A 23,221-nucleotide genomic window follows, 5' to 3' on the forward strand; every position below is an offset into this window, starting at 1 on the left:
GGGACCGTGGCAGCAGGCGGTCCGCTGCGGTTTTTACAGGAGGCATGTTTTGACTTACCTCATCGACCGACGCTTGCAGGGCAAGAACAAGTCCGCGGTGAACCGCGAACGCTTCCTGCGCCGCTACAAGGCGCAAATCAAGGACGCGGTCGGCCGTGCGATCAAGGGCCGTTCGATCACCGACATCGAGAACGGCGAGAAAGTCTCGATCCCCGTCAAGGACGTCAACGAACCGCATTTCGGCCATGCCCATGGCGGCGTGTGGGAAACCGTCAACCCCGGCAATACCGAATACCAGAAAGGCGACCAGTTCAACCGGCCGCGCAGCGGCGGCGGCGGTTCCGGCCGCGGCCGCGCAGGCAACAGCGAGCAGACCACCGAAGACGATTTCATCTTCGAGCTCTCGCGCGAAGAATTCATGAATTATTTCTTCGAAGACCTCGAGCTGCCGAACATGGTCAAGACGCAGCTCACGCAAACCATCGACTTCAAGACCCAGCGCGCCGGCTACAACGTCTCCGGCACCCCTTCCAATATTCACGTGCTGCGCTCGCTGCGCGGCGCGCTCGGCCGGCGCATCGCGGTCGGCGGTCCGAGCCGGCGCCAGGCCAATGCGCTGCAGGAAGAACTGGAAGAACTGTTTGATGCCGATGTGCCCGAAGACGACCCGCGCGTCCTCGAGCTGAGAAAGAAGATCCACCACCTGCACACGCGCATCAACGCGATCCCCTTCATCGATCCGTTCGACCTGCGCTACAGCAACCGCATCAAGGTACCGAAGCCGAGCACGCAGGCCGTGATGTTCTGCATCATGGACGTCTCCGGCTCGATGGACGAAACGCGCAAGGACACCGCCAAGCGCTTCTTCATCCTTCTTTATTTATTCCTCAAGCGCGTCTACGAACGCATCGACGTGGTCTTCATCCGCCACCACACGGCCGCGGCCGAAGTCGACGAGGACGAATTCTTCCACTCGCGCGAATCCGGCGGCACCGTCGTCTCGTCCGCCCTGCACCTGCTGCAAAAGGTGATCGCCGACCGCTATTCGAGTTCCGACTGGAACGCCTATGTCGCCCAGGCCTCGGACGGCGACAACTGGGACAACGACTCGCTGCTGTGCAAGCAATTGCTCGACACCGGCATCATGCCCAAGGTCCAGTACTACACCTATGTGGAAATCACCGACGGGCCGCCGCAGAACCTGTGGGAGCAGTACACCGAAGTGGCCGCGCACCACCCCAACTTCGCGATGCAGAAGATCGTGACGCCGGCCGACATCTACCCCGTCTTCCGCGAGCTGTTTAAAAAGCAGCCCAAGTAAAGAGGCACGCATTGAAGGACATCCCATGCCAGACGACCTCATCAAAAATCCGCGTGCATTACCCGAACAGTCGGAGTGGACCTTCGACCTGATCGAGCAGGCGCACGAGGAAATCCGCCGCGTGGCCAGGAAGTTCGGCCTCGACACTTACCCCAACCAGCTCGAGATCATCACGGCCGAGCAGATGATGGACGCCTATACCTCGGTCGGCATGCCGGTGTCCTATAACCACTGGTCCTTCGGCAAACACTTCCTCTCGACCGAGAAGAGTTATAAACGCGGCCAGATGGGCCTGGCCTACGAGATCGTCATCAACTCGAATCCCTGCATCGCCTATCTCATGGAGGAAAACAGCCTGACGATGCAGGCGCTGGTGATCGCCCACGCCGCCTACGGCCACAACTCCTTCTTCAAGGGCAATTACCTGTTCCGCACCTGGACCGACGCCGAAGCGATCGTCGACTACATGGTGTTCGCCAAGAATTACATCGCCGAATGCGAGCAGCGCTACGGCATCGATGCGGTGGAGGACCTGCTCGACTCCTGCCATGCGATCCAGAATTACGGGGTCGATCGTTATAAACGTCCCGCAAAACTGTCGGTGGCGCAGGAAGCGGCGCGCCAGAAGGAGCGCGAGGAATATGCACAGTCGCAGGTGAACGCCCTGTGGCGCACGGTGCCGCGGCGCGACGAAGAAGAGCGCGATACCCCGCCGCCGCGCTTCCCGCCCGAACCGGAAGAAAACCTGCTCTACTTTATAGAGAAGTATGCGCCGCTGCTCGAACCCTGGCAGCGCGAGCTGGTGCGCATCACCCGCAAGATCTCGCAGTACTTCTATCCGCAGCGCCAGACCCAGGTCATGAACGAAGGCTGGGCCACCTTCTGGCACTACACGATTTTGCAGGAACTATATAAAGAAGGGATCGTCGGCGACGGTTTCATGCTCGAATTCCTGCAGAGCCATACGAACGTCGTCTACCAGCCGCCGGCGACCAGCCCTTATTACAGCGGCATCAATCCCTACGCGCTCGGCTTTGCGATGATGACCGACATCCGGCGCATCTGCGAGAACCCGACCGATGAAGACCGGACCTGGTTCCCGGACATGGCCGGCAGCGACTGGATCAAGACGCTCGATTTTGCGATGCGCAACTTCAAGGACGAGAGCTTCATCGCCCAGTACCTGTCGCCCAAGCTGATCCGCGACTTCCACTTTTTCGCCGTGCTCGACGACGACCGCAGCGACAAATTGACGATTTCGGCGATCCACGACGAGGCGGGCTACCGGTATGTACGCCAGCAGCTGGCCGAGCAGTACAACATCGGCAACCGCGAGCCCAACATCCAGGTCTGGCAAGTCAATACGCGCGACGACCGCGCCCTGACCCTGCGCCATACCCAGTTCCAGCGCCGGCCGCTCAACGGCCAGGCCCAGGAAGTGCTGAAGCATGTGGCCCGGCTCTGGGGTTTCGACGTGCGCCTGGAAACGGTCGATACCAGCGGCCACGTCGTCAGCTTCCTCGACTGCCGGCGCGAGAAGCGCCATCGCTAGCTGTACTTAAACTACCTCCAGGCAAGGCGCGCACAGCCGCCCATGTCTGGAGGCAACCCTCCCACTGATACATGTCAAGATATAGCGACTATATGACATGTCATCACTTCCGGTCATGCCCGTAGCCCCGTTGGTCTCCCACTTCTGTTAGCTGGCGAACGCTCGGGTTTGCTAAAACTGGCTATAGTTTGCAAAAAGCTGAGCATTGCACTATATGATATTTGCTTATAGGCAAAATCGGCGTGCAATATTTGGCAAACAGCCAGTTCTTTCCAGATCTTCTACAGTTCGATCATAGCAAGGTGTAAAGTTGTAATTTTATATAGAGTTTGCCTGCGATTTTTTGCACACCGAGGATGCGTCCGGATGAGCCGTATCCCTTGTTTTTACAGGGGTTTAGGCTCGTTTCGGGGCCTCAAAAATACCTGTGCAAAAAAGAATTCGTAGGTATAATTCGCCGATGTCCCGGATGCGGCCTTGTCATTTCGTCGTGTTTTGTGGGTTTAGTAGCAACAAAAAGAGTTGGTATTGGAGAAAGCAGGCATGAATTTTTCACATGAGAAGGAACCGGGGAAGAATCTCACTGGTATCACCATTGTGGTCCTGTTGCACGTCCTGGTCGCCTGGGGGATCATCAATGGTCTCGGTACGAAGGTGATCTCGAAGGTGCAGGAAGCAGTGGAAACGAAGTTGATCGAAGAGGTGAAACCACCTCCACCACCGGAGACTCCTCCACCGCCGCCGCCGCCGGAAATGAAGGCCCCGCCGCCTCCATTCATCCCGCCGGTCGAGGTCCAGGTGCAGCAGCCGCCGCCGCCGCAAAACACCATTGCTGCCGCGACGAACACGCCGCCTCCGACGACCAGCCTGGCTCCGCCGGCACCGCCAGCGCCACCGGCTCCGGCCGCAGCGCCAGCCGGTCCTAGCCGTACCGCTGCAGTGGCTGACTTCAGCACCTGCGCGAAGCCGGAATATCCGAAGTCGTCGGCGCGTAACGAAGAAGAAGGTACGACGACGATTTCGTTCCTGATTGGCGTCGATGGCCGCATGGTCGATTCCAAGATCACGAAATCGAGTGGTTCGCGTGATCTGGACCGCGCAGCGCAGTCTGCCATCGGCAAGTGCCGCTTCAAACCGGCAATGGTCAACGGTCAGCCTGAACAGGCATGGGTCCCAGTACAGTACGTCTGGTCGCTGGAACAATAACCGAGACAGAAGATCGTCTCACAACTATGATTTTCGTTGTCTTTAGATCAGCGAACTGTCTATTTTTATATTTCTGGAGGAAGCATGTTTAAGAATACCCGTTTGTCCGCTGTACTGGCGGCAGTCCTGTTCTCGGTTACGGCAGCATCGGCCCTGGTCTCGGCACCAGCCTTCGCTGACGCACCGGCAGCAGCCGCTCCGGCCGCCGGCGCACCGGCAGACGCAGCAGCCGCTCCGGCCGCTGACGCCGCAGCTGCACCAGCAGCGGAAGGCGCCGCAGCACCAGCCGCCGCCGCCGGCGAAAAAGAAGAAGTCAAGAACCCGTACGGCTTCCAGGCCATGTGGGAAGAAGGCGACTTCGTCAACAAGGGCACCATCATCATCCTGTCGCTGATGTCGATGGGTTCGTGGTACATCATCATCACCAAGCTGATCGACCAGTCGAAGATCATGCGCCAGTCGAAAGAAGTGTCGCAGAAGTTCTGGAAAGCCAACTCGATCGCTGCCGGCTCGGCTTCGCTGAAAGAAGGCTCGCCATTCCGCTTCATCGCTGAAACCGGTACCAAGGCAACCCAGCACCACGACGGCGCCCTGCTCGAGCAGATCGACCTGTCGACCTGGGTGACCATGCAGATCCAGCGCGCCGTGGACCGCGTCCAGTCGCGTCTGCAAGATGGCCTGTCGTTCCTGGCAACCGTCGGTTCGACCTCGCCGTTCATCGGTCTGTTCGGTACCGTCTGGGGCATCTACAACGCACTGACCAACATCGGCATGTCGGGTAACGCATCGATCGACAAGGTCGCCGGTCCAGTGGGTGAAGCACTGATCATGACCGCCTTCGGTCTGTTCGTCGCAGTTCCTGCCGTTCTGGGTTACAACTGGCTGGTCCGCCGCAACAAGGCAGCCATGGAAGACGTTCGTTCGTTCAGCGCCGACGTGCACTCGGTCCTGGTTTCGGGCGCGATGTCGACCTCGGAAGCCGCACGTGCTGCTGCTGGCGCTAAAAAGATTGGATAAATCATGGGTATGAGTGTCGGCTCCGATAGCGGAGATGATGATGCCGTGATGTCAGAGATCAACACGACGCCGCTTGTCGACATCATGTTGGTTCTCCTGATCATCTTCCTGATCACCAGCCCGGTGGTCCTGAAGCTGCAAAATGTGAATCTGCCGGCAGAAACGAACCAGGTCACCAAGACCACGCCGGAAGACATCAACATCACCGTCAACAAAGACGGCGAAATGTACTGGAACCAGCGCCGCATCGCGAACACGGACGAGCTGTTCAAGTTCTTCGCGGAGCAGTCGGTGAAGGTGCCGCAGCCTGCAGTGAAAGTCCGTGGCGACCAGGCTACCCGCTACGAAGCGATCGGTCGGGTGATCTACACGGCACAACGTGCTGGTGTGCAGAAGGTCGGTTTCGTGATCGAACCGCCTGACAGGGGCTAATCACTTAGCCGCGGTGCCGGATTCCGGTCTGGCACCGCACCTTGCACCCCAACATTTGAAAAGGAAATACCATGGGTATGAACGTAGGTTCAGGCTCCGCCAAGGCAGCCGATCCGGAACCGATGATGGAAATGAACATGACGCCCCTGATCGACGTTCTGTTGGTCTTGATCATCATGTTGATTATCACGATTCCGAAGCAAAACCACTCGGTCAATCTGAACATGCCGGTCGGCACCCCGCCGCCACAGACTGAAGAGCCGCGCGTCGTCACGATCGACGTCGACTTCGACGGTACCATTCTCTGGGACGGCCAGACGATCCCTGATCGTCCGACGCTGGAAGCGAAGATGAATGAAGTGGCTGCCCAGCCGAACCAGCCGGAAGTGCACCTGCGTCCGAACAAGCTGGTCGAGTACAAGGTGGTTGCCGGTGTCATGGCAACGGCCCAACGTCTCGGCGTCACGAAGATCGGCATGGTCGGTAACGAGCAGTTCCAGTAACCGCACCAGGCTTGACCAACACGGCAGGGTTTCCCTGCCGTGTCCATTTTCAAAGAAGGATTTCTACAGCATGAGCAAATTCCGTCTCGCACACCTCGGCCTCGCACTGGCCGCCCTTGGTTTTACCGCCGCCACGCCCGTCATCGGCCTCGCCCCTGCCCACGCGGCAGAAGCCCTGCGTCCCGAAATCGGCAAGCGCCTGCAGGAAGCCCAGGCACTGATGAAACAGGGTAAGCACAAGGATGCCCTGGCAAAACTGCGCGAAGCGGACAAAGTCTCCGGCAAGACGCCGAATGAAGCCTACCTGATCGACCGTGTGCGCGCCTCCGCCGCCTCCTCGGCCGGCGACTACGGCACCGCCGCCGACGCCTTCGAAGCCCTGATCGCTTCGGGCAAGCTGTCGGCATCCGAGCGCAGCCAGTTCTCGGAAGGCCTGATCGGCATCTACATGCGCGGCGGCGAACTGAACAAGGCAAACGAAGCCATCCTGCGCCAGCTGAAAAACGGCGACGATCCAAAACTGCGCGGCTACCTGCTGCAGAACTATTACAAACAGGGCAACACCGCTGCCCTGGAAAACGAGCTGCGCAACGCCGAAAAGGCCGGTCGCATGACCGAAGACCAGCTCGGCATGCTGGCCAACATCCAGCTCAAGAAGAACGACAAGGTCGGCTACGTCAACACCATCGAAAAGCTGGCGGCCAACTATCCGAAAGCCAATTACTGGAATGACCTGCTGAATCGCGTGCAGGGCAAGCCTGGCTTCTCGGGCCGCCTGTCGGTCGACATCTACCGCCTGAAGCTGGCCAACGGCCTGATGAAGAAGCCGAGCGAGTACATGGAAATGGCCCAGCTCGTCCTGCAGGCGAAAGCACCGGCCGAAGCCCTGAAGGTCATCGACAAGGGCTACAAGGCCGGCGCCCTGGGCACCGGTCCCGACGCCGCCCGTCATCAGCGCCTGAAGGACCTGGCCGAGAAAACCCTGGCCGAGCAGAACAAGGGCGTCGCCGCCCTGGAAGCCGAATACGCGGCTGCCAAGGACAACGACGGCCTCGTCTCGCTCGGCTACAGCCTGGTGCAGTCGGGCCAGGCCGACAAGGGCCTCAAGATGATGGAAAACGCCATCAAGGCCGGCGGCCTGCGCTACCCTGACGAAGCCAAGCTGCGCCTGGGCGAAGCCTATGCCGCGGCCGGCAAGAAGCAGCAGGCGATCAACACCCTGAAGGGTGTGAGCGGCAAGGAAGGCACCGCCGAACTGGCCCGCTACTGGATCATGGCGATCAACAAGCCACTGGCCTGATAGCCTTTACGCTCCACAGAAACGCCGCCTGTTCGCAGGCGGCGTTTTTTTTGGCGGGGCGACCTCCATGCCATCCACCCGGCATGCCCCGCCCTTCTCTCCGCATTGCAACAAGCCTTTACCGTATAATCAGGGTTTTCGCCCCGCGGCATGGTTGACCACGACATGCGTGGCAGGCTTGCCGGGCATTCTGGAACCACCAATGAAGGTATTTCGCGGACTTCCCAACGACGCGGCGCGCGCACCGTGCGCCCTCACCATCGGTAACTTCGATGGTGTCCATCGCGGCCACCAGGCCTTGCTGGCGCGCGTCCGGGCTGCAAGCGAAACGCTGGGACTGGAAGCGGCGGTGATGACCTTCGAACCGCATCCGCGCGAATACTTCGCCCAGCGTAGCGGCGACCTCAGCCGCGCACCGGCGCGCATCGCCAACCTGCGCGACAAGCTCGAAGACCTGGCCCAGGCCGGCATCGACCGCGTCATCGTCGAACACTTCAACGAACAGTTCGCTTCCATCTCCCCCGAGGACTTCATCGAGCGCGTGCTGGTCGACGGCCTGCACGTGAAATGGCTGATGGTGGGCGACGACTTCTGTTTCGGTGCCAAACGCGCCGGCACCGTCGACATGCTGATGGAAGCCGGCAAGCGTTACGGTTTTCACGTCGAAACGCTACCCACCGTGCGCGAAGGCGACCAGCGCATCTCCTCGTCCGCCGTGCGCGCGGCGCTGGCCGACGGCGACCTGCAGGCCACCGGCGCCCTGCTCGGCCACCCGTATGCGATGTCCGGCCACGTGATCCACGGCGCCAAGCTGGGACGCACGCTGGGCTTTCCGACCCTGAACCTGCGCGTCGCGCACCGCCCTGCCGTGCAAGGCATCTTCGTCGTGCAGGTGCACGGCCTGGCCGAGCAGCCGCTGCCGGCCGTCGCCAGTCTCGGCGTGCGCCCGACCGTCGAGGACGCCGGCCGCATGCTGCTGGAAGTGCACGTCTTCGACTACGACCGTCCCTGCTACGGCAAGCTGGTGCGCGTCGAGTTCCTGCAAAAACTGCGCGACGAGGAAAAGTATGTCGACCTCGACACGCTGACCGCCGCCATCCACCGCGACGCCGAGCAGGCGCGCGCCTGGTTCGCGCGCAACACGCCGCAGCCCGATGCGCGCAGCATTGGCAGCCGCAGTGCGCGCGCCCGCGCCTTGAGCGCCACCGACCGAATTTGACGCGCGACGGCATCGTTCCCCGCGCCGCTGCGCCCACACTTTGCGCAGCCATACCGTATTCCCTTACCGAAGAAATTTATGTCCGAAAACAGCAAACCCGTCCAGAACGCGCCTGCCCAGAAGGCGGCCAAGAAACCTGATAGCAAGCCTGCGAGCAAGTACCCGGTCAACATGACCGACACCCCCTTCCCGATGCGCGGCGACCTCGCCAAGCGCGAGCCGGGCTGGGTCAAGCAATGGCAGGACAAGCAGATCTACCACCGCATCCGCAAGGCGGCCGAGGGCCGTCCGACTTTCGTGCTGCACGACGGTCCGCCGTATGCGAACGGCGACATCCACCTCGGCCACGCCGTGAACAAGATCCTGAAGGATATGGTCGTCAAATCGCGCACCATGGCCGGCTTCGACGCGCCTTACGTGCCGGGCTGGGACTGCCACGGCATGCCGATCGAGATCCAGATCGAAAAACTCTACGGCAAGAACCTGCCGACCGCCGAAGTGCTGCAGAAGGCCCGCGCCTATGCGCTCGAGCAGATCGACCGCCAGCGCGCCGGCTTCATCCGCCTGGGCGTGCTCGGCGAATGGGAAAACCCCTACATGACCATGGCCTACGGTAACGAGGCCGACGAACTGCGCGCGCTGGGCAAGCTGCTCGACAAGGGCTATGTCTACCGCGGCCTGAAGCCCGTGAACTGGTGCTTCGATTGCGGCTCGGCGCTGGCCGAGGCGGAAGTCGAATACCAGGACAAACGCGACCCGGCAATCGACGTCGGCTTCAAGTTCGCCGAAGAAGAGAAGCTGGCCGCCGCCTTCGGCCTGTCCTCGCTGCCGACCATGAACGGCTTCATCGTGATCTGGACCACGACTCCGTGGACCATCCCGTCGAACCAGGCCCTCAACGTCAACGCCGAAGTCACCTACGCCCTGGTCCAGGCCGAGCGCAATGGCGAGCCGCTGCTGCTGATCCTGGCGCAAGACCTGGTCGAATCCTGCCTGCAGCGCTACAAGCTGGAAGGTCAAGTGATCGCCACCACCACGGGCGACAAGCTGGAAGGCATGCGCTTCAAGCATCCGCTGTTCGCAGCCGATCCGTTCTACGACCGCCTGTCGCCGGTCTACCTGGCCGACTACGTCACCACCGACAGCGGCACCGGCGTGGTCCACTCGGCGCCTGCCTATGGCCTGGAAGACTTCATCTCGTGCAAGGCGCACGGCATGAAGGACGACGAGATCCTCAAGCCTGTCATGGGCGATGGCCGCTTTGCATCGACTCTGCCGCTGTTCGGCGGCCTGACGATCTGGGAAGCGAGCAAACCGATCTGCGCCGCGCTGACCGAAGCCGGCGCCCTGTTCGAACTGAAAATGTTCGACCACAGCTACATGCACTGCTGGCGCCACAAGACCCCGATCGTCTACCGCGCAACCAGCCAGTGGTTCGCCGGCATGGACATCACGCCAAAGGATGGCGGCCCGACCCTGCGCCAGACCGCGCTGGCCGGCATCGAAAAAACCCAGTTCTTCCCGGACTGGGGCCAGGCACGCCTGCACGGCATGATCGAGAACCGTCCGGACTGGACCCTGTCGCGCCAGCGCCAGTGGGGCGTGCCGATGGCCTTCTTCATCCACAAGGAAACGGGCGAACTGCACCCGCGCACTCCGGAACTGCTGGAGCAGGTCGCCAAGCTGATCGAAGCGAACGGCATCGACGCCTGGCAGGCGCTCGACCCGCGCGAACTGCTGGGCGACGACGCCGATGTCTACGAGAAGAACAAGGACACTCTGGACGTCTGGTTCGATTCCGGCGCCACCCACCAGACCGTGCTGCGCGGCTCGCACGCCCAGCAGTCGACCTTCCCGGCCGACCTGTACCTGGAAGGCTCGGACCAGCACCGCGGCTGGTTCCACTCCTCGCTGCTGACCTCCTCGATGCTGAACGGGACGCCGCCCTATAAGGCGCTGCTGACCCACGGCTTCACCGTCGACGAGAACGGCAAGAAGATGAGCAAATCGCTGGGCAACACGCTCGCGCCGCAGAAAATCTCGGACACCCTCGGCGCCGACATCCTGCGCCTGTGGGTCGCTTCGACCGACTACACGGGCGAGCTGTCGATCGGCGAAGAGATCCTGAAGCGCGTGACGGAGTCCTACCGCCGCATACGCAACACGCTGCGCTTCCTGCTGGCGAACACCTCGGACTTCGACCCGAACAAGCACGCCGTGCCGGTGGCCGAACTGTTCGAGATCGACCGCTATGCGATCGCGTCGATGGCGCAGCTGCAGAAGGACGTCGCCGCCCACTTCGACCGCTACGAGTTCCACCCGGTCGTCTCGCGCCTGCAGAACTACTGCTCGGAAGACCTGGGCGGCTTCTATCTCGACATCCTGAAAGACCGCCTGTACACGACGGGCGTGGATTCGCAGGCGCGCCGCTCGGCCCAGACCGCGCTGTGGCACATCGCGCATGCGCTGCTGCGCGTGATGGCGCCGGTGCTCTCCTTTACCGCCGAGGAAGCCTGGGCCGTGTTCGCGGGCCAGCAAGCCTATGCCGACAGCGACGAGACCATCTTCACGCAGACCCTGTGGACCTTCCCGGAACTGCCGGACGCCGAAGCGCTGCTGGCCAAGTATGCGGCCCTGCGTGAGGTGCGTGCGGATGTCACCAAGCAGCTGGAAGAGGTGCGCGCATCGGGTGCGATCGGTTCCTCGCTGCAGGCCGAGCTGACGATCAAGGCCGCGGGCGCCAAGCACGAGCTGCTGGCAAGCCTGGACGACGACCTGAAGTTCGTCTTCATCACCTCGCAAGCGATCGTGGAGCAGGCCGCCAACGAAGCGGAAGAGTCGGTGCAGGTGACGCCGTCGGAAGCGCCGAAGTGCGAGCGCTGCTGGCACTACCGCCGCGACGTGGGACACAATCACGAGCACGCGGGCCTGTGCGGCCGCTGCGTGAGCAACCTGTTCGGCGCCGGCGAAGCACGCCGCTTCGCGTAAGGCCCCGGCAAGCAACCGCCATGTCGCGACCCGGCATGGCGGTTTTTCTTATCCAGACCTGAACTCCCATGGCAACCAAGAAAAAACCAACGATCTCCAAGGTCCACAGCAGCGGCGCCGGAATCGGCCCCTGGCTCGGCATCGCCTTCCTCGTCGTGCTGGTCGACCAGCTCACCAAGATCACGGTGCAGAAGACCTTCTCCTACGGCGAAACCCTGCCGATTACCAGCTTCTTCAACCTGGTGCTCGTGTATAACCCGGGCGCGGCCTTCTCCTTCCTCGGCGACCAGGGCGGCTGGCAGCGCTGGTTCTTCACCGCGATCGCGGTCGGCGCCATCGGCTTCATCCTCTACCTCCTGAAGCGCCACGCCGGCCAGCGCCTGTTCTGCTGGGCCCTGGCCCTGATCCTGGGCGGCGCCGTGGGCAATGTGATCGACCGCGTCGCCTATGGCCACGTGGTCGACTTCCTCGACTTTTATTGGCGCGGCTGGGGCCACTTCCCGGCCTTTAATGTCGCCGACATCGGCATCTCGGTCGGCGCCTTCCTGTTCATCGTGGACGAACTGCGCCGCGTGAACAAACATTGAAGGGATACGCGATGAGCATGGACCTGCAAGGTAAAAAAATCGTCCTCGGCCTCTCCGGAGGCGTGGCCTGCTACAAGGCGGCGGAACTGTGCCGCGCGCTCATCAAGCAGGGCGCGCAGGTGCAAGTCGTGATGACCGATGCCGCGACCCATTTCATCGGCCCCGTGACCCTGCAGGCCCTTTCCGGCAACACGGTCTGGCTCGACCAGTGGGATCCGCGCATGCCCAACAACATGGCGCACATCGACCTCACGCGCGGCGCCGACGCCGTGCTGATCGCGCCCTGCTCGGCCGACTTCATCCGCAAACTCGCGCACGGCGTCTGCGACGACCTGCTCTCGACCCTGTGCCTGGCCCGTCCGCACGGCGTGCCGCTGCTGGTCGCGCCGGCGATGAACGTCGAGATGTGGCAGAACCCGGCGACGCAGCGCAACGTCGCCACCCTGCGCCAGGACGGCATTTGCATCTTCGGACCGGCCGCGGGCGAACAGGCCTGCGGCGAAACGGGCCTGGGCCGCATGCTCGAACCCGAGCAGCTGCTCGAGGAACTGGTCGCCTCCTTCCAGCACAAGATCCTGGCCGGCAAGCGCGTGCTGATCACTGCCGGTCCGACTTTCGAGGCGATCGATCCGGTGCGCGGCATCACGAATCTATCGTCCGGCAAGATGGGCTACGCCATCGCCCGCGCCGCGCGCGAAGCGGGCGCCGAGGTGACGCTGGTGTCGGGGCCCACGGCCCTGCCGACGCCGCACGGCGTGCGCCGCATCGACGTCTTGTCGGCCCAGCAGATGCACGACGCCGTCATGGCCGGCGTCGAGGGCCAGCACGTGTTCATCGGCGTGGCGGCGGTGGCCGACTGGCGCGTGGCGAATGCCAGCGAGCAGAAACTGAAAAAGCAGGAAGGCGGCGCCCCGCCCCAGCTCGAATTCGTGCAGAACGCCGACATCCTGGCCTCCGTTGCAGCCACCACCTCGCTGTCGGGCTGGCCTTACTGCGTGGGCTTTGCCGCGGAGTCGGAGAACCTGGTCGAATACGGCGCCGCCAAGCGCGAGCGCAAGGGCATTCCACTTCTGGTCGGGAATATCGGTCACCACACCTTCGGCCAGGACCAGAATTCCATCGTCCTGTTCGACGAGAACGGCCACACCGTGCTGCCGCGCGCCGACAAGCTGACGCTGGCGCGCCAGCTGGTGTCCGAAATCGGCAAGCGCCTCGAACAGCGCTCCCTACTTACCTGATTCACCCGAATAGCACTACATGAAAACCATCGACGTCAAAATCCTCGACCCGCGCATGAAGGAACTCCTGCCGGCCTATGCGACCGCCGGCAGCGCCGGTCTCGACCTGCGCGCCTGCCTCGACGCGCCGCTCACCCTCGAGCCGGGCCAGACCGTGCTGGTGCCGACCGGCCTGGCGATCCACGTGGCCGATCCGGGCTATGCAGCCATGATCCTGCCGCGCAGTGGACTCGGCCATAAGAACGGCATTGTTTTGGGCAATCTGGTAGGCTTGATCGACTCCGATTACCAGGGCCAGCTGATGGTCTCGACCTGGAACCGCGGACATGCCGCCTTCACGCTGCAGCCGCTGGACCGCCTGGCGCAGCTGGTGATCGTGCCCGTCCTGCAGGTGGGCTTCAATGTCGTCGACGAGTTTGCATCGAGCGAACGGGGCGCCGGAGGATTCGGGAGCACCGGAAAACAATAACAAATCGTAGAAGGAGAAAAATGATTCGCATTGAACGTCTGCGTCCAGCCGCGCTGGGTATTGCTGTTGCTGTCCTGCTGGCGGCTTGTGGCACCCAGCCCCAGGTCCGCCAGCCCGGTATGCCGGGCGGCCCGGTAACGGAAACGCCGCAAGGCACGCCGCTCACGCCGCAAATGGCGGCCGCGGCCGACACGCTGACGAAGATGGCGGCCATGCAGGACCGCCTGTACCGCGTCGCGGCCCCGCTGCTGATCGACAATGCCGAACTGTGCCCGAAACACGCGCGCAACCTGCTCGGCTTCACTGCGAAGAACCGTCACTCCTACCCTGGCGTCTACAACGAGGCCGCGCACGTGGCCTTCGGCATGGACGAGCGCCTGCAGGTGACCGGCGTGCTGGCCGGCAGCGGCGCCGCGAAGGCCGGCCTGCGCCTGGGCGACGACCTGGTCGCGGCCGGCGGCAAGCCCCTGCCGACCGGTCCGAGCGCACCCTCGACGGTGGGCGGCGTGTTCGGCGGCCTGATGGCGTCGCACTCGGCCCTGCCGCTGACGATCGAACGCGACGGCCGCCCGCGCGACCTGAGCATTCCCGTGACGCGCGCCTGCGGCTTCGGCATCGAACTGGGCAACGGCGACAACGTCAACGCCTACGCCGACGGCGCGCGCGTGATGGTCACGCGCGGCATGCTCGGCGTGGTGCGCAACGACGACGAGCTGGCCTACGTGCTGGCGCGCACGATGGCGCACAACATCCTCGAACACCCGAAAGCCCAGCGCAACCAGGCCACGCTCGACAGCGTGATCGACAACCTGACGCGCATGAGTCCCGACACCGGCATGCTGAACGGCAGCGCCGGCATCAAGGCCATGCCACAGAACCTCGACGCCGCCGCCGACCGCCTCGCCATCTTCCTGCTGGCGCGCGCCGACTACAACATCGAAGGCGCGCCCGCGTTCTGGAAGCGCTTCGCATCGGCGTATCCGGCCAGCGTGGCCAATGGCTTTACTGCCAACCATCCGTCGACGGCGGCGCGGCTGACGGCGATGGAGCTGGCGGTCGAGGATGTGAAGGCGAAGAAGTCTTCCAGAAAGCCATTAACGCCGTAGTAGGGTGGGCGCTCTGTGCCCACCATTGGTTCACATCGGTGGGCACGGGGCGCCCACCCTACAACTATTCACATCATGCGAACGAATGCATGTGCGATGACGCATGCGTGATTTGAACGCGTGGACGGGAGACCCGTCCACCCTACCGACGTCCGGCGCGCTTTTTTTGTATCATTGACATCCCTCACCCAGCCGCACCGCCCTGACCATGGACAGCCTCGACCTCGACGTACTCAAGACCGCCGCCAGCTGGCTCGATGGCGGTCACCGCTGCCAGCTGGTCACCGTCATCAAGACCTGGGGCTCGAGCCCGCGCCCGATCGGGGCCACGCTGGCAGTGCGCGACGATGGCCGCGTGATCGGCTCGGTCTCGGGCGGCTGCATCGAGGATGACCTGATCGAGAAGGTGCGGGAACGCGGCATCGCGCCGGATGCGCGGCCTCACATCGTCAGCTATGGCATCAGCGCCGACGACGCCCACCGCTTCGGCCTGCCCTGCGGTGGCACCATCGAGCTGGCCATTGAGCCGCTGGGTTCCAACAGCGGCCTGCGCGAGCTGCTGCAGCGCCTGGAAGGCGGAGAATTGCTGGAGCGCCGGCTCGATCTCGGCAGCGGCGCCGCCACGCTGGGCAAAGCGGCGCCGGGCGCCGTGCTGCGCGTCGAAGACGAAGCGCTGTACACGATCCACGGTCCGCGCTGGCGCCTGTTCATCATCGGCGCCGGTCCCCTGTCGCGCTTCCTGGCGCAGGTGGCGAGCGCCATGGATTACCGCGTCATCGTCTGCGACCCACGCGAGGAATACCGGGCCGCCTGGAACGTGGCCGGCGTCGAGCTCGTGCACACGATGCCGGACGACCTGGTGATCGAAGCGAAACTCGATGCGCGCAGCGCCGTGGTGGCGCTGACCCACGACCCGAAGCTCGACGACCTGGCGCTGATGGAGGCGCTGAAATCGGACGCCTTCTATGTCGGCGCGATCGGCTCGCGCCTGAACAATGCGCGCCGGCGCGAACGCCTGAAACTGTTCGACCTCAGCGATGTGGAACTCGACCGCCTGCACGGCCCGATCGGCCTCTACATCGGCAGCAAGACGCCCTCCGAGATCGGCATCGCGATCCTGGCCGAGATGACGGCGATGAAGAACGGCGTCTCGCCTTCCATGCTGGTACCGCACGCGGCCGCGCCGCAGCCGGCCACGGACGCTGTCTGCGCGCTTTGATACAAGAGCAATAAACAGGGTGCGTGGCCGCGCGCCGTGTGGCACCATGCGGCTCCGCTTTCTGAATCGATCATGAACACAGCCAATTTCCTGCGCCTTCTGCTGCTGGCCGCCATCTGGGGCGGCTCCTTCCTTTTCATGCGCATCGGCGCGCCCGTGCTGGGGCCGGCCGTGCTGATCGAATACCGGGTGCTGTTCGCCGCCCTGTTCCTGGCCGCCGTCGGCCTGGTGCTGCGCAAGAAGCTCGAGCTGCGCGCGCACTGGAAGCATTACCTGATGCTGGGCTTCTTCAACTCGGCGCTGCCCTTCCTGCTGTTCGCCTATGGCGCGCGCACGCTGACGGCCTCGGTGCTGTCGGTGCTGAACGCAACCGCGCCGATGTGGGGCGCGCTGCTCGGCGCCGTCTGGGCACGCCAGCCGATCACCCTGCGCAGCGGCCTCGGCCTTGTGCTGGGCACGGTGGGCGTGGCCTTGCTGGTCGGCTTCGACGACGTCTCGCGCCTGCCCGGTGCGGGCCTGGCGATCGCCGCGGCGCTGGCGGCGGCCCTGTGCTACAGCATCGCCAGCCTGTATGCGAAATCGGCCAAGTCGGTCGAACCCTTCGCGAACGCCCACGGCACCATGTGGGCGGCGACCTTGTTCGTGCTGCCCGCGCTGCCCTTCTTCCCGTCGCCCGGCACGGCGACGCCGGGCGTCTGGGCCGCGGTGCTCGCGCTGGGCGTGCTGTGCAGCGGCATCGCCTACCTGATCTATTTCCGCCTGATCGCCGAAGTCGGCCCGACCTCGGCCCTGACGGTGACCTTCCTGAATCCCGTGTTCGGCATCCTGTGGGGCGCGCTGTTCCTGGGCGAAGCCGTCGGCTGGCATACCTTGGCCGGCGCCGCCATCGTCCTGATCGGTACCGCCCTGGTAACGGGCTTCGTGCCGCGCTTCGGCCGGCCAGCCACAGCTGCCGCCAAACCATGACAGTACTGGCGCCGTCAATCGCGCTGCCGCCGGATTACCGCAGCGCCGACGTACTGGCATTTCATGCGCGCGATGCCGAGGGGCTGGCCGAACAGGTCGAGGACGCCCATCTGCGCAAAGCCGTGCTGCTGGGCGGCGTGCCGGTGCTGTTCGACGTCGCGCTGACGCCGGAGACGGCCGCCTGCCGCATCGCAGCCGACGGCGAACTCGATGCAAAGACACTGACGCTGGCCCAGGAAGCGCTGCGCAACATCCTGGCGCTGCGCATCGACCCGGCGCCGTTCGCCGTCTTCGTGCGCGACGATCCGCTGTTCGGTCCACTGGTCGCGCGCCAGCCGGGCTTGCGTATCGTCCAGTCCGCCACCGTCTTCGAAGCCCTGACCTGGGCCATCATCGGCCAGCAGATCAATCTGCCGTTTGCCATCAGCCTGCGCCGCACCTTCATCCAGCAGGCGGGCCGCGCTCACAGCAGCGGCCTGTGGTGCTATCCGGAAGCGCAGGACGTCGCGCGCCTCGAGCTCGACACCCTCACCAGCCGCAAGTTCTCGCGCGCCAAGGCCGAAACCCTGCTGCGCGTGGCGCGCATGGCGGCCGAGGGCGAACTGCAACTGGCGCAGGACGACGACCCGGCGCGCGCCGCGCAGGCGCTGCTGGCGATCAAGGGCATCGGTCCCTGGACCGTGAATTACACGCTGCTGCGCGGCTATGGCTATGCCGATTGCTCGCTCGAAGGCGACGTTGCCGTGCGCGGCGCCCTCGGCAGGTTGCTGGGCGAAACGGAAAAGCCGGGCCTGGCACGCACGCAGGCCTGGCTTGCGCAGTACAGCCCGCACCGCACGATGGCTGCCGCGTATCTGTGGGCCAGCCTCAGCCAACCAACAGCCTAGTCAATTCCAGCGCGGCATCCCCTCCAATTGCTGCGCGCCCTCCCCCGAAAACCGGATCAGCTCGGACAAGGGCACGGTCGCCAGGTTCTCGCTGCCGTAGTGCCCGCCGAGCGCACTGGGAATCTTGAGGCAATAGGTGCGGTCGTCGGTCAGCGGTCCCAGCGTGGACTCGGCGAGGTGCACCAGTTCCGGCATGTACCAGTCGTTGAGAAAATCCTGGTTATAGGAAAGCGCATCGAGGGCGGCGCGGTCTTCAGCCACCGGCTCGCAGCACAGGTCTTGCGGCCGCAGGCGCCAGTAGCTGCCGTCGGCGTCGCGCAGGATCAGGTTGCCGAAAGCGTTGGCGCCGAGTATCTCCACGGCACGCAAGCCCATCCAGCCCCAAGCCTCGTTGATGTCTTCAACAGTAATCATGGTCGAATCCGCTCATATGCGTTGGACGTGTCGGCGCGCGCCGCGGGGACGATCCCATGGCCGGGCCAGCTGTGTGTTGGACAACGCCGAGTTCGGCAAGTGCGGTAGACGGGTTTGATGCAGGTCGAGTCCGGCAAAAGGACCTGAAAGTAAAAAGCCGCTGACCTTTTCAAGTCAGCGGCTTTCTGAATTTGGTTGCGGGGACAGGATTTGAACCTGTGACCTTCGGGTTATGAGCCCGACGAGCTGCCAGACTGCTCCACCCCGCGTCTGATGAAATGAATTATACGCGGATTCGGCCGCTTAGGCAAATCCAATGCCGGCGCCGCGGACGATTGACGCCGTGAATGGCGTGAGAGCAACACTGCTGCCGAGCCGCCGTGGCGGCACAGCCGAACGAATAGCGTGTAAAGTAGACGGATATTCATTCTTCCGATTCTCTATGAACTTTTGTTCCGAGTGCGGCCACGCGGTCGCGCTAAGCATCCCCGAAGGCGACAACCGGCCGCGCCATGTGTGCGTTCAGTGCGGCACGATTCATTACCAGAACCCGAAGATGGTGATCGGCTCCATTCCCGTCTGGGAGCAGGACGGTACGCTGCAGGTACTGCTGTGCCGGCGCGCGATCGAGCCGCGCCACGGCTACTGGACGCTGCCGGCCGGCTTCATGGAAAACGGCGAGACCACCAGCGAAGCGGCCGTACGCGAGACCGAGGAAGAAGCCGGCGCCAACATCGAGATCGGCCCGCTGTTCTCGCTGCTCAATGTCGCCCACGTGCACCAGGTCCACATGTTTTATCTTGCCCGCCTGCTCGACCTCGACTTCGCGCCGGGCGAGGAAAGCCTGGACGTGCAATTGTTCGCCGAGCAGGACATCCCCTGGGACGATCTCGCCTTCCCGACCATCCGCACGACCCTGGAACTGTTCTTTGCCGACCGCGTCAAAATGCGGGAGACACCCGGCAGCACGTATGGCGTGCACAGCCACGACATCCGGCGCCCGATGATTGCGCCGCGCGAACCAGACTGATTCCTGCGAGGGCAGCTCATGATTCCCTGGCTTGACGCGCATACGCCGTTTCCCGACGTATCCGAGGCGCTGACGATAGATGCGCCCGGCCTGCTCGCGGCCGGCGCCGACCTCTCGCCCAAGCGCCTGCTGCTGGCCTACCAGAACGGCATTTTCCCCTGGTTCTCCGAAGGCCAGCCCATCCTCTGGTGGAGCACCGATCCGCGCATGGTGCTCTATACAAGCGACTTCAAGGTCAGCGACAGCCTGCGCAAAACCCTGCGCCGTGTCGAGCGCAGCCGTCAGGAAGGCGGGCGCTGGCAAGTGAAATTCGACAACGATTTCGAGGCCGTGATGCGCGCCTGCGCAGCTCCGCGGCGCGACGGCCCCGGCACCTGGATCTCGCAGGACATCATCGACGGCTACACCGGCCTGCATGCGCTCGGTTATGCCCACTCGGCCGAAGTCTGGCTCGACGGCGAGCTGGTCGGCGGTGCCTACGGCGTCTGCATCGGGCGCATGTTCTATGGCGAATCGATGTTCGCGCGCGTCTCCGACGCCTCGAAGGTGGCGCTGGCTTACCTGGTGGCCTTCCTGCGCAAGAACGGCGTGCGCATGGTCGACTGTCAGCAGGAAACCGGGCACCTGGCCTCGCTGGGCGCGGCGCCGATTCCGCGCAGCGTCTTCCTGCAGCATTTGCGGGCCGCGATCCGCGAACCGTCAATCGGGCCCTGGGAACCCGTCGCACCGTTGGATGCTTAACCGTGCGCGGGGTACCTATTCGTTAGAATAGGTTCATCACGTCGCTCCGAGAGCTTTGCATGACGCACCTAAACGACCTGCCCTTCTCCACGCTGCAGTTCTACACGACCGCCCCGTATCCGTGCAGCTACCTCGACGCACGCCAGGCGCGCTCGCAGGTCGCCACGCCTTCGCACCTGATCAATGCGGACGTGTATTCCGAACTGGTGAAGAACGGCTTCCGCCGCAGCGGCATTTTTACTTACCGCCCGTATTGCGACGGCTGCCAGGCCTGCATCCCGGTGCGCGTGCGCTGCGCCGAGTTCGCACCCAACCGCACCCAGCGCCGCGCCTGGAAGCGCCATGGCGACCTCACGGCCATGGTCGCCAACCTCTCGTTCTCGGACGAGCACTACGCGCTCTACCTGCGCTACCAGACCACGCGCCACGTCGGCGGCGGCATGGACCAGGACAGCCGCGACCAGTACGCCCAGTTCCTGCTGCAAAGCCGGGTCAACACGCGCCTGGTCGAATTCCGCGAACCCGACGGTACGCTGCGCATGGTGTCGATCATCGACGTCCTGTCGGACGGCCTGTCCTCGGTCTACACCTTCTTCGACCCCGACGTGGTCGGCGCCTCCTTCGGCACCTACAACGTGATGTGGCAGGTGGCCCAGGCGCGCGAACTCGGGCTGCCCTTCGTCTACCTCGGCTACTGGATCGAACAGAGCCCGAAGATGGCTTATAAAATCAACTTCCGTCCGCTGGAAGCGCGGATCAACGGCGTGTGGGGCATCCTCGACCGTTAGCGGCCTGCCCCGCGCACGGTACAATGGCGCGAACTTTCTTTCGAGCGCTCCATGTCCGACAAACTCCTCTACACCCTCGCCCGCCCCCTGCTGTTCACGCTGCCTGCGGAAACCGCCCACAACCTGACCCTGCCGGCCCTGCGCCGCGCCGCCCGCGGCGGTATGACGGGCATGTTCAAGAAGCCTGCCGCCGATCCGCGCACCGTGATGGGCATCACCTTCCCGAACCCGGTGGGCCTGGCCGCGGGCCTGGACAAGGATGGCGCCTACATCGACGGCCTGGCCGCGCTCGGCTTCGGCTCGATCGAGATCGGCACCGTGACGCCGCGCGCCCAGGCCGGCAACCCGAAACCGCGCATGTTCCGCGTGCCGGCGGCGCGCAGCATCATCAACCGCATGGGCTTCAATAACGGCGGCGTCGACGCCTTCGTCGCCAACGTGCAAGCCTCGCGCTTCTACCAGGAACAGCAGGGCGTGCTCGGCCTGAACATCGGCAAGAACGCCGACACCCCGATTGAACGTGCGGCCGACGACTACCTGGCCTGCCTGCGCAAGGTGTACCCGTACGCCAGCTACGTGACGGTCAACATCTCCTCGCCCAACACGAAGAACCTGCGCCAGCTGCAGGGCGCGTCGGAACTCGACGCCCTGCTCTCGCAGCTGAAGGCCGAACAGACCCGCCTGGCCGACGACTACGGCCGCTACGTGCCGCTGGCCCTCAAAATCGCACCGGACATCGACGCCGAGCAGATCCAGAACATCGCCGGCGCCCTGCTGCGCCACAAGATCGACGGCGTCATCGCCACCAACACCACGCTGAACCGGCGCGACGTCGAGCGCTACCGGCACGGCATGGAGACGGGCGGCGTATCCGGCGCGCCGGTGTTCGACCTGTCGAACATCGTGATCCGCGCGATGAAGAAGGAACTCGGCGACGCCATCCCGATCATCGGCGTCGGCGGCATCCTGTCGGGTCAGGACGCGAAGGAAAAAATGGCGGCCGGCGCCCAGCTGGTGCAGCTGTACAGTGGCCTGATCTACCGCGGCCCGGCCCTGGTGCGCGAATGCGCGGACGCGCTGCGCGCATAAGGAGATTGTTATGGAACGCAAACGCCTCGGGCGCAGCGACCTGCTCGTGTCGAAGGTCTGCCTCGGCACGATGACTTTCGGCGAACAGAACACGGAAAGTGATGCCCACCGCCAGCTCGACTACGCGGTCGAACGCGGCATCAATTTCATCGACACGGCCGAGATGTACCCGGTCATGGGCCGCGCCGAGACGCAAGGTTCGACCGAACGTTTCATCGGCAGCTGGCTGCAACAACGCGGCCGCCGCGACGACCTGGTAATCGCCTCGAAAATCGCTGGTCCGAACGCGAACATGGCTTGGATTCGAGGTTCTTCACACGACCTGGACGCGGCGAATGTCCGTGCTGCCGTCGAAACGAGTCTGCAGCGCCTGCAGACGGATTACATCGACCTGTACCAGATTCACTGGCCGAGCCGCAACTTGCCGATCTTCGGCGCCAACAGCTTCAATCCGACGCGCGAGCGCAGCAGCGTGCCGATCGAGGAAACGCTGGGCGCGCTGGGCGAACTGGTCAAGGCGGGCAAGATCCGCGAGATCGGCGTCTCGAACGAGAGTTCCTGGGGCGTGTGCGAATACGTGAAGCTGGCGGAAACGCGCGGGCTGCCGCGCATTGCGACGATCCAGAACCTGTACAACCTGACGGCGCGGGCGTTCGAGACCTCGCTGCTGGATGAGACCTGCTTCCGGTCGGACGTCAGCCTGCTGGCTTACAGTCCGCTGGCGTTCGGGCAGCTCACAAGCAAGTACCTGGACAATCCGAAGGCGCATGGGCGGCTGACGATCTTCCCGCCGAACTGGAGCCCTCGTTATGTGCGGCCCGAGGTGCTGGCGGCGACGGCCGAGTATGCGGCGCTGGCGCGTGCAAATGGCATGACGCCGGCGCAGATGGCGCTCGCCTGGTGTTATTCGCGCTGGTTCGTGGGGTCGACCATCATCGGGGCGACGACGCTGGAGCAGCTGATGGAGAACATCGATGCGGCGGAGATCATGCTGTCCGCAGAGGTGATCGCAGCGATCGATGCGATCCATGCGCGGATCACGAATCCGGGGCAGTAAGACTTCCGTGGGTTGCTGACGTGCGTTGAACGCGTGGGGTAATTCAGGCCAGTGGCCTGAATTACGAGCCGCCCACCTTACGTTCTTTTCAT

22 protein-coding genes and 1 tRNA gene are annotated in these 23,221 nt (G+C 63.8%); 21 read left to right on the plus strand and 2 right to left on the minus strand.

Going from position 1 to position 23,221, the window contains the following annotated elements; genetic code table 11:
• The first annotated feature begins 49 nt into the window (after positions 1-49).
• The 16 genes from ACFPQ5_RS16690 (at position 50) to ACFPQ5_RS16765 (ending at position 18,010) form a co-directional block, all read left to right on the plus strand.
• The gene (locus ACFPQ5_RS16690; protein ID WP_379758063.1) at positions 50-1,321 is read left to right on the plus strand and encodes a YeaH/YhbH family protein; all 1,272 of its coding nucleotides are present in this window, start codon (positions 50-52) and stop codon (positions 1,319-1,321) included.
• Positions 1,322-1,346: 25 nt separating this feature from the next.
• Positions 1,347-2,873: a SpoVR family protein gene (locus ACFPQ5_RS16695; protein ID WP_379758066.1), complete on the plus strand. Its 1,527-nt coding sequence runs from the start codon at positions 1,347-1,349 to the stop codon at positions 2,871-2,873.
• Between the two features lie 543 nt (positions 2,874-3,416).
• Positions 3,417-4,079 carry an energy transducer TonB gene (locus ACFPQ5_RS16700; RefSeq protein ID WP_379758069.1) on the plus strand — a complete coding sequence of 221 codons (663 nt, stop codon included), beginning with the start codon at positions 3,417-3,419 and terminating at the stop codon, positions 4,077-4,079.
• Positions 4,080-4,163: 84 nt separating this feature from the next.
• On the plus strand, positions 4,164-5,096 hold the full coding sequence (locus ACFPQ5_RS16705) for a MotA/TolQ/ExbB proton channel family protein (protein WP_379758072.1): 933 nt from the start codon (positions 4,164-4,166) through the stop codon (positions 5,094-5,096).
• A 3-nt stretch (positions 5,097-5,099) separates the two neighbouring features.
• Positions 5,100-5,528: an ExbD/TolR family protein gene (locus ACFPQ5_RS16710; RefSeq protein WP_379758075.1), complete on the plus strand. Its 429-nt coding sequence runs from the start codon at positions 5,100-5,102 to the stop codon at positions 5,526-5,528.
• Positions 5,529-5,599: 71 nt separating this feature from the next.
• Complete coding sequence (locus ACFPQ5_RS16715; protein WP_379758078.1) at positions 5,600-6,031, plus strand: ExbD/TolR family protein; 432 nt, start codon at positions 5,600-5,602, stop codon at positions 6,029-6,031.
• A gap of 70 nt (positions 6,032-6,101) precedes the next feature.
• On the plus strand, positions 6,102-7,331 hold the full coding sequence (locus tag ACFPQ5_RS16720; RefSeq protein WP_379758081.1) for a tetratricopeptide repeat protein: 1,230 nt from the start codon (positions 6,102-6,104) through the stop codon (positions 7,329-7,331).
• A gap of 202 nt (positions 7,332-7,533) precedes the next feature.
• Positions 7,534-8,550, plus strand: coding sequence for a bifunctional riboflavin kinase/FAD synthetase (locus ACFPQ5_RS16725; RefSeq protein ID WP_379758084.1), 1,017 nt, complete (start codon positions 7,534-7,536; stop codon positions 8,548-8,550).
• Between the two features lie 78 nt (positions 8,551-8,628).
• Positions 8,629-11,538, plus strand: coding sequence for an isoleucine--tRNA ligase (ileS, locus tag ACFPQ5_RS16730; protein ID WP_379758087.1), 2,910 nt, complete (start codon positions 8,629-8,631; stop codon positions 11,536-11,538).
• Between the two features lie 68 nt (positions 11,539-11,606).
• Positions 11,607-12,125 (plus strand): signal peptidase II, encoded by a 519-nt coding sequence (gene lspA, locus ACFPQ5_RS16735; RefSeq protein ID WP_379758090.1) that lies wholly within the window; start codon positions 11,607-11,609, stop codon positions 12,123-12,125.
• A 17-nt stretch (positions 12,126-12,142) separates the two neighbouring features.
• On the plus strand, positions 12,143-13,363 hold the full coding sequence (gene coaBC / locus ACFPQ5_RS16740; protein ID WP_379760143.1) for a bifunctional phosphopantothenoylcysteine decarboxylase/phosphopantothenate--cysteine ligase CoaBC: 1,221 nt from the start codon (positions 12,143-12,145) through the stop codon (positions 13,361-13,363).
• 19 nt (positions 13,364-13,382) lie between these two features.
• The gene (gene dut / locus ACFPQ5_RS16745; protein ID WP_379758093.1) at positions 13,383-13,832 is read left to right on the plus strand and encodes a dUTP diphosphatase; all 450 of its coding nucleotides are present in this window, start codon (positions 13,383-13,385) and stop codon (positions 13,830-13,832) included.
• 20 nt (positions 13,833-13,852) lie between these two features.
• The gene (locus ACFPQ5_RS16750; protein WP_379758096.1) at positions 13,853-14,938 is read left to right on the plus strand and encodes a M48 family metalloprotease; all 1,086 of its coding nucleotides are present in this window, start codon (positions 13,853-13,855) and stop codon (positions 14,936-14,938) included.
• Between the two features lie 208 nt (positions 14,939-15,146).
• Complete coding sequence (locus tag ACFPQ5_RS16755; protein ID WP_379758099.1) at positions 15,147-16,157, plus strand: XdhC family protein; 1,011 nt, start codon at positions 15,147-15,149, stop codon at positions 16,155-16,157.
• Positions 16,158-16,229: 72 nt separating this feature from the next.
• Positions 16,230-17,123, plus strand: coding sequence for a DMT family transporter (locus ACFPQ5_RS16760; protein ID WP_379758102.1), 894 nt, complete (start codon positions 16,230-16,232; stop codon positions 17,121-17,123).
• Positions 17,120-18,010 (plus strand): DNA-3-methyladenine glycosylase family protein, encoded by an 891-nt coding sequence (locus tag ACFPQ5_RS16765; RefSeq protein WP_379758105.1) that lies wholly within the window; start codon positions 17,120-17,122, stop codon positions 18,008-18,010. Before ACFPQ5_RS16760 ends, ACFPQ5_RS16765 begins: the two co-directional genes overlap by 4 nt.
• On the opposite strand, the gene ACFPQ5_RS16770 is transcribed toward ACFPQ5_RS16765, so the two are convergent.
• Positions 18,011-18,424: a T6SS immunity protein Tdi1 domain-containing protein gene (locus ACFPQ5_RS16770; protein WP_136219029.1), complete on the minus strand. Its 414-nt coding sequence runs from the start codon at positions 18,422-18,424 to the stop codon at positions 18,011-18,013. It lies immediately after the preceding gene.
• Between the two features lie 192 nt (positions 18,425-18,616).
• Positions 18,617-18,693 (minus strand) — tRNA-Met (locus ACFPQ5_RS16775).
• A gap of 173 nt (positions 18,694-18,866) precedes the next feature.
• On the opposite strand from ACFPQ5_RS16775, the gene ACFPQ5_RS16780 reads away from it, so the two are divergent.
• The 5 genes from ACFPQ5_RS16780 to ACFPQ5_RS16800 are packed head-to-tail and all read left to right on the plus strand — an operon-like array spanning position 18,867 to position 23,129.
• On the plus strand, positions 18,867-19,454 hold the full coding sequence (locus ACFPQ5_RS16780; RefSeq protein ID WP_379758109.1) for an NUDIX hydrolase: 588 nt from the start codon (positions 18,867-18,869) through the stop codon (positions 19,452-19,454).
• 18 nt (positions 19,455-19,472) lie between these two features.
• A complete protein-coding gene (gene aat / locus ACFPQ5_RS16785; protein ID WP_379758112.1) occupies positions 19,473-20,195 on the plus strand; it encodes a leucyl/phenylalanyl-tRNA--protein transferase in 723 nt (240 codons plus the stop codon).
• A gap of 59 nt (positions 20,196-20,254) precedes the next feature.
• On the plus strand, positions 20,255-20,983 hold the full coding sequence (locus tag ACFPQ5_RS16790) for an arginyltransferase (RefSeq protein ID WP_379758115.1): 729 nt from the start codon (positions 20,255-20,257) through the stop codon (positions 20,981-20,983).
• Between the two features lie 51 nt (positions 20,984-21,034).
• Positions 21,035-22,072: a quinone-dependent dihydroorotate dehydrogenase gene (locus ACFPQ5_RS16795; protein WP_379758118.1), complete on the plus strand. Its 1,038-nt coding sequence runs from the start codon at positions 21,035-21,037 to the stop codon at positions 22,070-22,072.
• A gap of 10 nt (positions 22,073-22,082) precedes the next feature.
• Positions 22,083-23,129: an aldo/keto reductase gene (locus ACFPQ5_RS16800; protein ID WP_379758121.1), complete on the plus strand. Its 1,047-nt coding sequence runs from the start codon at positions 22,083-22,085 to the stop codon at positions 23,127-23,129.
• The last annotated feature ends 92 nt before the right edge of the window (positions 23,130-23,221 follow it).

Source organism: Massilia suwonensis (genome assembly GCF_042655665.1).
Taxonomy (GTDB): Bacteria; Pseudomonadota; Gammaproteobacteria; order Burkholderiales; family Burkholderiaceae_D; genus Telluria; species Telluria suwonensis.

Excerpts from the sequence above, each read along its gene's own strand:
- dut (WP_379758093.1), top strand. The coding sequence starts at position 13,383 with ATGAAAACCATCGACGTCAAAATCCTCGACCCGCGCATGAAGGAACTC.
- ACFPQ5_RS16795 (WP_379758118.1), top strand. The coding sequence starts at position 21,035 with ATGTCCGACAAACTCCTCTACACCCTCGCCCGCCCCCTGCTGTTCACG.
- ACFPQ5_RS16780 (WP_379758109.1), top strand. The coding sequence starts at position 18,867 with ATGAACTTTTGTTCCGAGTGCGGCCACGCGGTCGCGCTAAGCATCCCC.
- ACFPQ5_RS16800 (WP_379758121.1), top strand. The coding sequence starts at position 22,083 with ATGGAACGCAAACGCCTCGGGCGCAGCGACCTGCTCGTGTCGAAGGTC.
- ACFPQ5_RS16790 (WP_379758115.1), top strand. The coding sequence starts at position 20,255 with ATGACGCACCTAAACGACCTGCCCTTCTCCACGCTGCAGTTCTACACG.
- ACFPQ5_RS16705 (WP_379758072.1), top strand. The coding sequence starts at position 4,164 with ATGTTTAAGAATACCCGTTTGTCCGCTGTACTGGCGGCAGTCCTGTTC.
- ileS (WP_379758087.1), top strand. The coding sequence starts at position 8,629 with ATGTCCGAAAACAGCAAACCCGTCCAGAACGCGCCTGCCCAGAAGGCG.
- ACFPQ5_RS16710 (WP_379758075.1), top strand. The coding sequence starts at position 5,100 with ATGGGTATGAGTGTCGGCTCCGATAGCGGAGATGATGATGCCGTGATG.
- ACFPQ5_RS16770 (WP_136219029.1), bottom strand. The coding sequence starts at position 18,424 with ATGATTACTGTTGAAGACATCAACGAGGCTTGGGGCTGGATGGGCTTG.
- ACFPQ5_RS16760 (WP_379758102.1), top strand. The coding sequence starts at position 16,230 with ATGAACACAGCCAATTTCCTGCGCCTTCTGCTGCTGGCCGCCATCTGG.
- ACFPQ5_RS16700 (WP_379758069.1), top strand. The coding sequence starts at position 3,417 with ATGAATTTTTCACATGAGAAGGAACCGGGGAAGAATCTCACTGGTATC.
- ACFPQ5_RS16725 (WP_379758084.1), top strand. The coding sequence starts at position 7,534 with ATGAAGGTATTTCGCGGACTTCCCAACGACGCGGCGCGCGCACCGTGC.
- ACFPQ5_RS16720 (WP_379758081.1), top strand. The coding sequence starts at position 6,102 with ATGAGCAAATTCCGTCTCGCACACCTCGGCCTCGCACTGGCCGCCCTT.
- ACFPQ5_RS16715 (WP_379758078.1), top strand. The coding sequence starts at position 5,600 with ATGGGTATGAACGTAGGTTCAGGCTCCGCCAAGGCAGCCGATCCGGAA.
- ACFPQ5_RS16695 (WP_379758066.1), top strand. The coding sequence starts at position 1,347 with ATGCCAGACGACCTCATCAAAAATCCGCGTGCATTACCCGAACAGTCG.
- coaBC (WP_379760143.1), top strand. The coding sequence starts at position 12,143 with ATGGACCTGCAAGGTAAAAAAATCGTCCTCGGCCTCTCCGGAGGCGTG.
- ACFPQ5_RS16755 (WP_379758099.1), top strand. The coding sequence starts at position 15,147 with ATGGACAGCCTCGACCTCGACGTACTCAAGACCGCCGCCAGCTGGCTC.
- aat (WP_379758112.1), top strand. The coding sequence starts at position 19,473 with ATGATTCCCTGGCTTGACGCGCATACGCCGTTTCCCGACGTATCCGAG.
- ACFPQ5_RS16765 (WP_379758105.1), top strand. The coding sequence starts at position 17,120 with ATGACAGTACTGGCGCCGTCAATCGCGCTGCCGCCGGATTACCGCAGC.
- ACFPQ5_RS16750 (WP_379758096.1), top strand. The coding sequence starts at position 13,853 with ATGATTCGCATTGAACGTCTGCGTCCAGCCGCGCTGGGTATTGCTGTT.
- lspA (WP_379758090.1), top strand. The coding sequence starts at position 11,607 with ATGGCAACCAAGAAAAAACCAACGATCTCCAAGGTCCACAGCAGCGGC.